This window comes from Buchananella hordeovulneris, from assembly GCF_001907235.1.
Classification (GTDB): domain Bacteria; phylum Actinomycetota; class Actinomycetes; order Actinomycetales; family Actinomycetaceae; genus Buchananella; species Buchananella hordeovulneris.
This window is the reverse complement of the sequence record NZ_MQVS01000019.1, coordinates 1-5743: the sequence shown is the minus strand read 5'-3', so window position 1 is coordinate 5743 and position 5743 is coordinate 1. Positions and strand designations below refer to the sequence as shown.

Here is a 5743-nt window from a genome sequence, read left to right as displayed (position 1 = left end):
AGGTGTGGGTGCCGTTGGTTAGGTGGGTGTGTCCTTGGGGGGTGAGGGGGGTGGTGGTTAGGGCCCAGTCGTGGATTTGTGTGGGGGTTTGCCCGCGGGCGGCCGCCAAACCCGCAATCACCTCCTCGGCGCGCATGCTGGCAGCGGATTCCCTGGGCTGCAGCGCGATTTGAGTTACCGCGAACACTGCTTCGCGTGTCCCCACCTGCGCCAGGGCCCGCATCCCCTCAGCTGCCAGGACGTGGCGGCCGCGTTTGGGCCAGGTGTGGATGAGTTGGCTGAGGTGGGCGGTGTAGTCGGGTCCGCCGAGGGGAGCCAGGGTGGGCAGCAGCCAGACGGTTTTGACGGGGGCTTTGGTGTTGAGCCAGGCGGTGAGGACGCCGGTGGCGAAGGCGTCTTGGTTGGCGGGCGTGGTGTGGCTTTTGAGGGCCGTGATTAAGGGGGTGGGGTTGTGGTTTTGGCAGGTGGTGAGGAGTTCTGCGAGCAGGGTGCTATCGGCTTGGGCTCCGTCGATGATGAGGGGTGGCAGGCTGCTCAAAGGGAAGGGCAGCGACAACTTTCGGGGCTTCTTCCGGCGGGCCCGCTGCGGCTGCGAGGCGGCCGACGACGACGTCGCCGACTCCGCTTGTGTCTCGGCCGTCTCTGCGGCGAGGGTCTCGGTTAGGGCGTTCTGCCACCAGTCGGGGGCCTGCCGCAGGAGCGGGGTCGAGTGTTCGCCGTGTAGGCGGGCCAACAGGGCCACGCCCGGGGCGTCGGGGTCGAGGTCTGGTAGCTCGACGCCGCGCAGGAACTGTAGGGCTTTGTCTGCTTGGGCTTGGGAGAGTTCGGCGTGCAGCAGGGCCTGCGGGTGGGCCTGCAACCACTCGGCCGCGACTTCCGTGCCTCGCGAATCTAGGGCGTCGAGGAAGAACCCGGCGATGCCCGGGCCGTGCGCCACCCGCGCCACTTCCCGCAGCATCTCCCGGCAATTCTCCGCCGATTCCTTAGTCAGCCACTTGGCTAACAACTCCAGGCCCGCCACTCCCGTCCCCGCCAACCACGGCACCACCGCACTTGGGTTATAGAAGCGGTGCTTAGTGACGGCGGCAAAATGCACCCGGTCGGCGGGGGTGGCCAGGCCGAGACCGAGCAGGACCCGGTCCCAACTGGGGGCCTGCGGGTTGCGGAAGGCATTCGTGTCGATCCGGTTACGAGGGATGCCCCGGAAGAGGGCGCGCGCCGATCCGACTGGCAGCGCGCCGCAAGCGGCCCGAATGCAGGCCTCCTCCACGACGTATCCCTCCCGCCCCTGTGCATTCGTCCGGTGTTCCGGCCAATCGGCGGAAAACTGGGCGCGGGCGGCGGCCAGCTCGGCAGCGGAGAAACGGTGGGCCAGCGCCCGGAAGAACAAGCCCTCCGGGCCGTGGGACCGCAGCTGCGCTACTACGTCGGCGGCCGGGGCCTGCCAATCCACCACCAGCAAGGTCAGCAGCCACGGCTGTATCTGCCGGTTGGTTGCGAGGACGTTGCCGTGTTTGTTGGCAGGGGCCACCTGCAGGTACTGCTGCCACCACTCTCGCTGCTCGCGCCGCGGGAAACCCGCAAACGGGGCCTGGCGCACCTCGGGATGGCGGCCTCGACGGCGGTCCGGGCGCACGCCGCCGGTTAGTTCCCTGGCCCGCTTGGCCTCGGTCGCGGGGTCGAACGGAGTGTCGTCTATGTCTAGCTGCAGGCCGCTATCCAGGTTGTAGAGCTGCTCGAAAATGTTGAGCCGCAGCCCGAGATCGGTGGCATCCGCCGGCCTAGTTCCTCCACTTCGACTAGGACAGTCAATACTTCACGCGTGACCCGGTGCGGTGAGCCGCCTCCAGTGCGGGGCGTCAGGGGACGAGGCCTCACCCCGATCCGCCCCCCACTACGCGGCGGGCGACAGCAGCGGGAACGAACCGAAGCCCGGTTTTCCACGATAGATGACCGCGGGGTGCCGGGTGCGGCTAGCGGTCGGCATGGGGAAAGATGGGTATAGGCCAGTGTGTCAGTAGAGTTGCTACGGTCAAGCCACGAGCCTCTAATACCAAGGGTGCGGCACGCATTGGGGCCGCATCAACTTTGCCTTACTCTGCCTGTCTTTCGGCCAAGCGCAAAGTCGCGTCAATTCGTGGCGAGAGTATTGCGGCAAGTCATTCCTTTAGGCGCGTTCACTGTTTGGTCAGTGAGTCCGCCGCTTGCTTCATTAGTGTCTCTGTTTCTTCACGGCTGGCGGTGCTGAACCCCAATCCCCAACGCGTGTCGCCAATCTCGGTGAGAACATAGAAGGTCGTTCCGTCGTATCCGGGGTAATCATTTTCGGCCACCGGTATGAGCTTGGATTGGACAATAATGGCTGGACTGTCTGAAAAAGTGGTTATATCATCAAGTATTTCAGATTGTGTCAGCAGAGAGCTGTGAAATGATTTTTTGGCGGCTTCCAGTGAGGGCATGGCTTTTAGATCATGCCTGGGAACAAAGCCCATAAGTGACTGTTCATCTGTAGTTGACTGTAGGTAGGGTTTACCTTGGGAGTGTTCATCTGGCGCGTGGAATTCGAATCCTTGGGGTATGTCGATGGTGTAGGTGCCGTCTTTGGATTCGAGCCAGACTTTGCCGTCTTGGATTAGTACGGTGCCTTCGGGGCCGATGGGGCTGTGGGTGGGGGTTGGTGTCGGGATAGGCGACGGCTTGGCGCTAGCACTGGTGGTGGCCGAAGACGCGGCGGGGGCCGTGGGGCTGGCAGTCGGATGAGGCTGACTGGTGCAGGCCCCGAGCCCGCTTGACAGAGCTAGCAGCAGAATGAGGGATGCGAGTTTGTTTACCTGCATGTGTTTATTGTTTCTTGGGTGTGCTTTTTCTGTCGCGTGGCTTTTCGTGGCGTTGCCTGCTTGATTAGGCGGAGAAGGGTTAGGCTACTGTTTGGTCAGTGAGTCTGCGGCCTGCTGCATTAGGTTCTCCGCCTCTGATGGGTTTGAGCCGGTGAAGCTTAAGCCCCAGCGTGTCCCCCCGATTTCCGTGAATAATGAAAGAATGGTTCCATCATATCCGGCGTGGTCATTCTCTCCCCAGGGTATAACCTTAAACTGGGTGGTAATGGCGGGTTGTCCCGCGAAAACAGTAAGGTCGTCTCGAATTTGTGGTTCATTAGTTAAGGTATTTGAAAGCGCATCTTTAATTTGCTGCCTAGATGGCACCGACCTCAAATCCAGCCTCGGTGTAAAAGCTATGACAGCTTGCTTGTCCGATGTGGACTGCAAAAAGGGATTGCCATTGCTGCGCTCAGTGGGTTCGTGAGGTTCGAACCCTTGGGGTATGTCGATGGTGTAGGTGCCGTCTTTGGATTCGAGCCAGACTTTGCCGTCTTGGATTAGTACGGTGCCTTCGGGGCCGAGGTTCTCCCGGGTGGGAGCTGGTGTGGGGGTAGTAGAGGGAGGAGCCATGTCTTGCTGGCTTGGGCTGGCGTTGCTTGCTGCGGAGGTGGCGGTTGAGGGGCTAGCGGAGGGGGTGGTGCTGGTGCAAGCGCTGATTCCTGTTAGGAGGGTCAGTAACAAAATGTGTAATGAGAGTTTGTTTCCCTGCATGTGTCTCTCTCCATGTCGTGTGATCTCGGCTTAGTCGAGCAATTATTCCGTAGCGGTTTTAGCTCGATGCGAGGGCTACTGTTTCGTCAGTGAGTCCGCCGCTTGCTTCATTAGTGCCTCTGTTTCTTCGCGGCTGGCGGTGCTGAACCCCAATCCCCAACGCGTGTCGCCAATCTCGGTCACGACATGGATGCTTGTGCCGTCGTAGTCAGGGTGGTTGTTCTGTGCTATTGGAATTATCTTTGCTTGTGTAACAATGGCTGGGTTGCCTGCGAACTCGGTTATGTCCTTCCTTAGTTGAGATTCGGTGAGTAGCGAGCTATGGAATGATTCCTCCGCTTCTTTCATGGAGGGCATCCTCTTTAATTCGTGGTAGTGTGTGAATGCTAATACGGTCTGTGGGTCATGTATTGATCGCAGGAAGGTGGTGCCCTCTTTTATTTTGTCGTATTGGAATTGTTTGGGTATGTCGATGGTGTAGGTGCCGTCTTTGGATTCGAGCCAGGCTTTGCCGTCTTGGATTAGTACGGTGCCTTCGGGGCCGATGGGGCTGTGGGTGGGGCTTGGGGTGGGTTGGGTGCTGGGGGTGGTGATGGTTGGGGTGGTGGGGGAGGGCGTGGTGGCGGTGGTGGTGGGTTGGTTATGGGTGCAGGCGGTGAGTCCGGCTAGGAGTGTTAGCAGGAGGGTTGTGGCGAGTGGGGTTTGTGTGCGCATGGTTCCTCCTGCTGGCGGGTGTGGTGCCTGTGAGTGTGACGTGCAACATGATGCCATGGTGGGGGTGGTGTTACTGGTGAAGTGCGGTGGTCACTGCTTGACCTCGCGGTTGGGGTGGTGGGCGGGTTGTTGCGGTGTTGTTACCTGTACTGAGGGGTGGCAGTTGTCGCGAGGCAACGCGGCTCAGTGTAATGTGCGACACGCGCCATGTTGTTGAGTCTTGTGAGGAAGCGATGACCAACGAAGACCTGTCCTTTGACTACGACCAGGCCCTGCACCAGTGCAACAAGTTGGAGCAAGACGGCAAGGCCTCCCTGGAGGCCTCCATTGCCGCCACGGAGGCGTGGGCCGATCAGCAGACGGTGGAGCGGTGGGGCACCGAGCCGGGAGCGATCCGGTTTCGCACCGCTTACCGAAACTTCATCCTCGCTTTGACTCACGAGCTGAGAATCAATGCCGCTGAGCTAGACGAATTCACCGCCCGCTTACGTGCCGCCATCCACGAATTTAAAGACAACGAAGAACAGCTAGAGCAGGCGGTTAAAAATATAGTTGACGATATTGGGGCCAAGTCCCAATATCACTCTTTCCTTCCCGTTGCGGAAGTGGCGAACATGGGTAGCAGCATGTTGCCGCCTAATATGCGGATGGAGTAGTGGTTGTTGTTTGTTTGGGTTTGGATTTAGGGAGGTTTGTTGTGGGTGAGTATGAGAAGTTGGGGATGGTTGCTGGTTTGGTTCCGGATTCGGTTTCGGATGAGACCGCGCCGTATGCGGAGATGACCGAGGAGTATCAGCGGTCGTTGGAGGCGTTTCGGGAGACGACTGGGTTGTTGGGGGCGACGGGGTCGCAGTTGACGCAGTGGGCGGAGCGGATGTTTCGCTTGTTGGAGGCGCAAAAGGCACAGGTTGGGCAAGTGGGGATGCAATATGCTCAGGCCTTGAAATCTTTTGATACTGCGCGGGGCGAGTTTGCGCAGTTGTCGCCGGAGTTGATGACGCCGGCGGAGAAGGAAAGCTTAGGGCAAATAAAGGTGGTGTATAAGAACGGGGAGATGATGTCGGGTGCGGAGTTGGTGGACTCCATTGCTGCTGAACGTAACTTGCGGCGTGAGGCCCTAGCTGGCCAGGCCCTCAAAGTAATGAACAAGGCTTTGGGTGAGTTTAGTGGCACGGTTGAGCGTTTGCAGTCTGAGATAGGTTCGGTGCGTAACAGTCCCGAGGTTGTGCATGGGGTGCCGTCTAATGGTACTTGGGGGATTATGGGTGTATTGCGCGGGATAGGTGTTAGCGGCGGCGGTGGGGGTCGTGGCCTTGGCGGTGGTGGTGGTTTTGGTGGGTCTGGTGGCCTGCCTGGTGTGGGTGTGCCGGGTGGCCCGAGCATGCCGGGGGTTCCGGGTGGTTCGGGCCTGCGTGGTGGGGTGTTGCCGGGTGGCCCGG

6 protein-coding genes are annotated in these 5743 nt (G+C 60.1%); 2 read left to right on the top strand and 4 right to left on the bottom strand.

Features of this window, described 5'->3' with window-relative positions; all coding sequences use genetic code 11:
* The 4 genes from BSZ40_RS12455 to BSZ40_RS11765 form a co-directional block, all read right to left on the bottom strand.
* Positions 1 to 1600, bottom strand: a 1600-nt coding sequence (locus tag BSZ40_RS12455) for a hypothetical protein (RefSeq protein WP_158020907.1), incomplete at its 3' end; no start/stop codon positions are given.
* Between the two features lie 577 nt (positions 1601 to 2177).
* A complete protein-coding gene (locus BSZ40_RS11775) occupies positions 2178 to 2837 on the bottom strand; it encodes a hypothetical protein (protein WP_143180973.1) in 660 nt (219 codons plus the stop codon).
* Between the two features lie 84 nt (positions 2838 to 2921).
* Positions 2922 to 3590 (bottom strand): hypothetical protein, encoded by a 669-nt coding sequence (locus BSZ40_RS11770; protein ID WP_143180972.1) that lies wholly within the window; start codon positions 3588 to 3590, stop codon positions 2922 to 2924.
* Between the two features lie 75 nt (positions 3591 to 3665).
* Positions 3666 to 4304, bottom strand: coding sequence for a hypothetical protein (locus tag BSZ40_RS11765; RefSeq protein ID WP_143180971.1), 639 nt, complete (start codon positions 4302 to 4304; stop codon positions 3666 to 3668).
* 233 nt (positions 4305 to 4537) lie between these two features.
* Between BSZ40_RS11765 and BSZ40_RS11080 the strand changes: the two genes are divergently transcribed.
* Positions 4538 to 4960, top strand: coding sequence for a hypothetical protein (locus tag BSZ40_RS11080; protein ID WP_073826446.1), 423 nt, complete (start codon positions 4538 to 4540; stop codon positions 4958 to 4960).
* On the top strand, positions 4960 to 5743 hold a 784-nt coding region (locus BSZ40_RS11975), incomplete at its 3' end, for a hypothetical protein (RefSeq protein ID WP_158020906.1). The genes BSZ40_RS11080 and BSZ40_RS11975, both read left to right, overlap by 1 nt.

Coding starts and splice junctions, on each gene's coding strand:
- BSZ40_RS11770 (WP_143180972.1), bottom strand. CDS start 3,590: ATGCAGGGAAACAAACTCTCATTACACATTTTGTTACTGACCCTCCTA.
- BSZ40_RS11775 (WP_143180973.1), bottom strand. CDS start 2,837: ATGCAGGTAAACAAACTCGCATCCCTCATTCTGCTGCTAGCTCTGTCA.
- BSZ40_RS11080 (WP_073826446.1), top strand. CDS start 4,538: ATGACCAACGAAGACCTGTCCTTTGACTACGACCAGGCCCTGCACCAG.
- BSZ40_RS11765 (WP_143180971.1), bottom strand. CDS start 4,304: ATGCGCACACAAACCCCACTCGCCACAACCCTCCTGCTAACACTCCTA.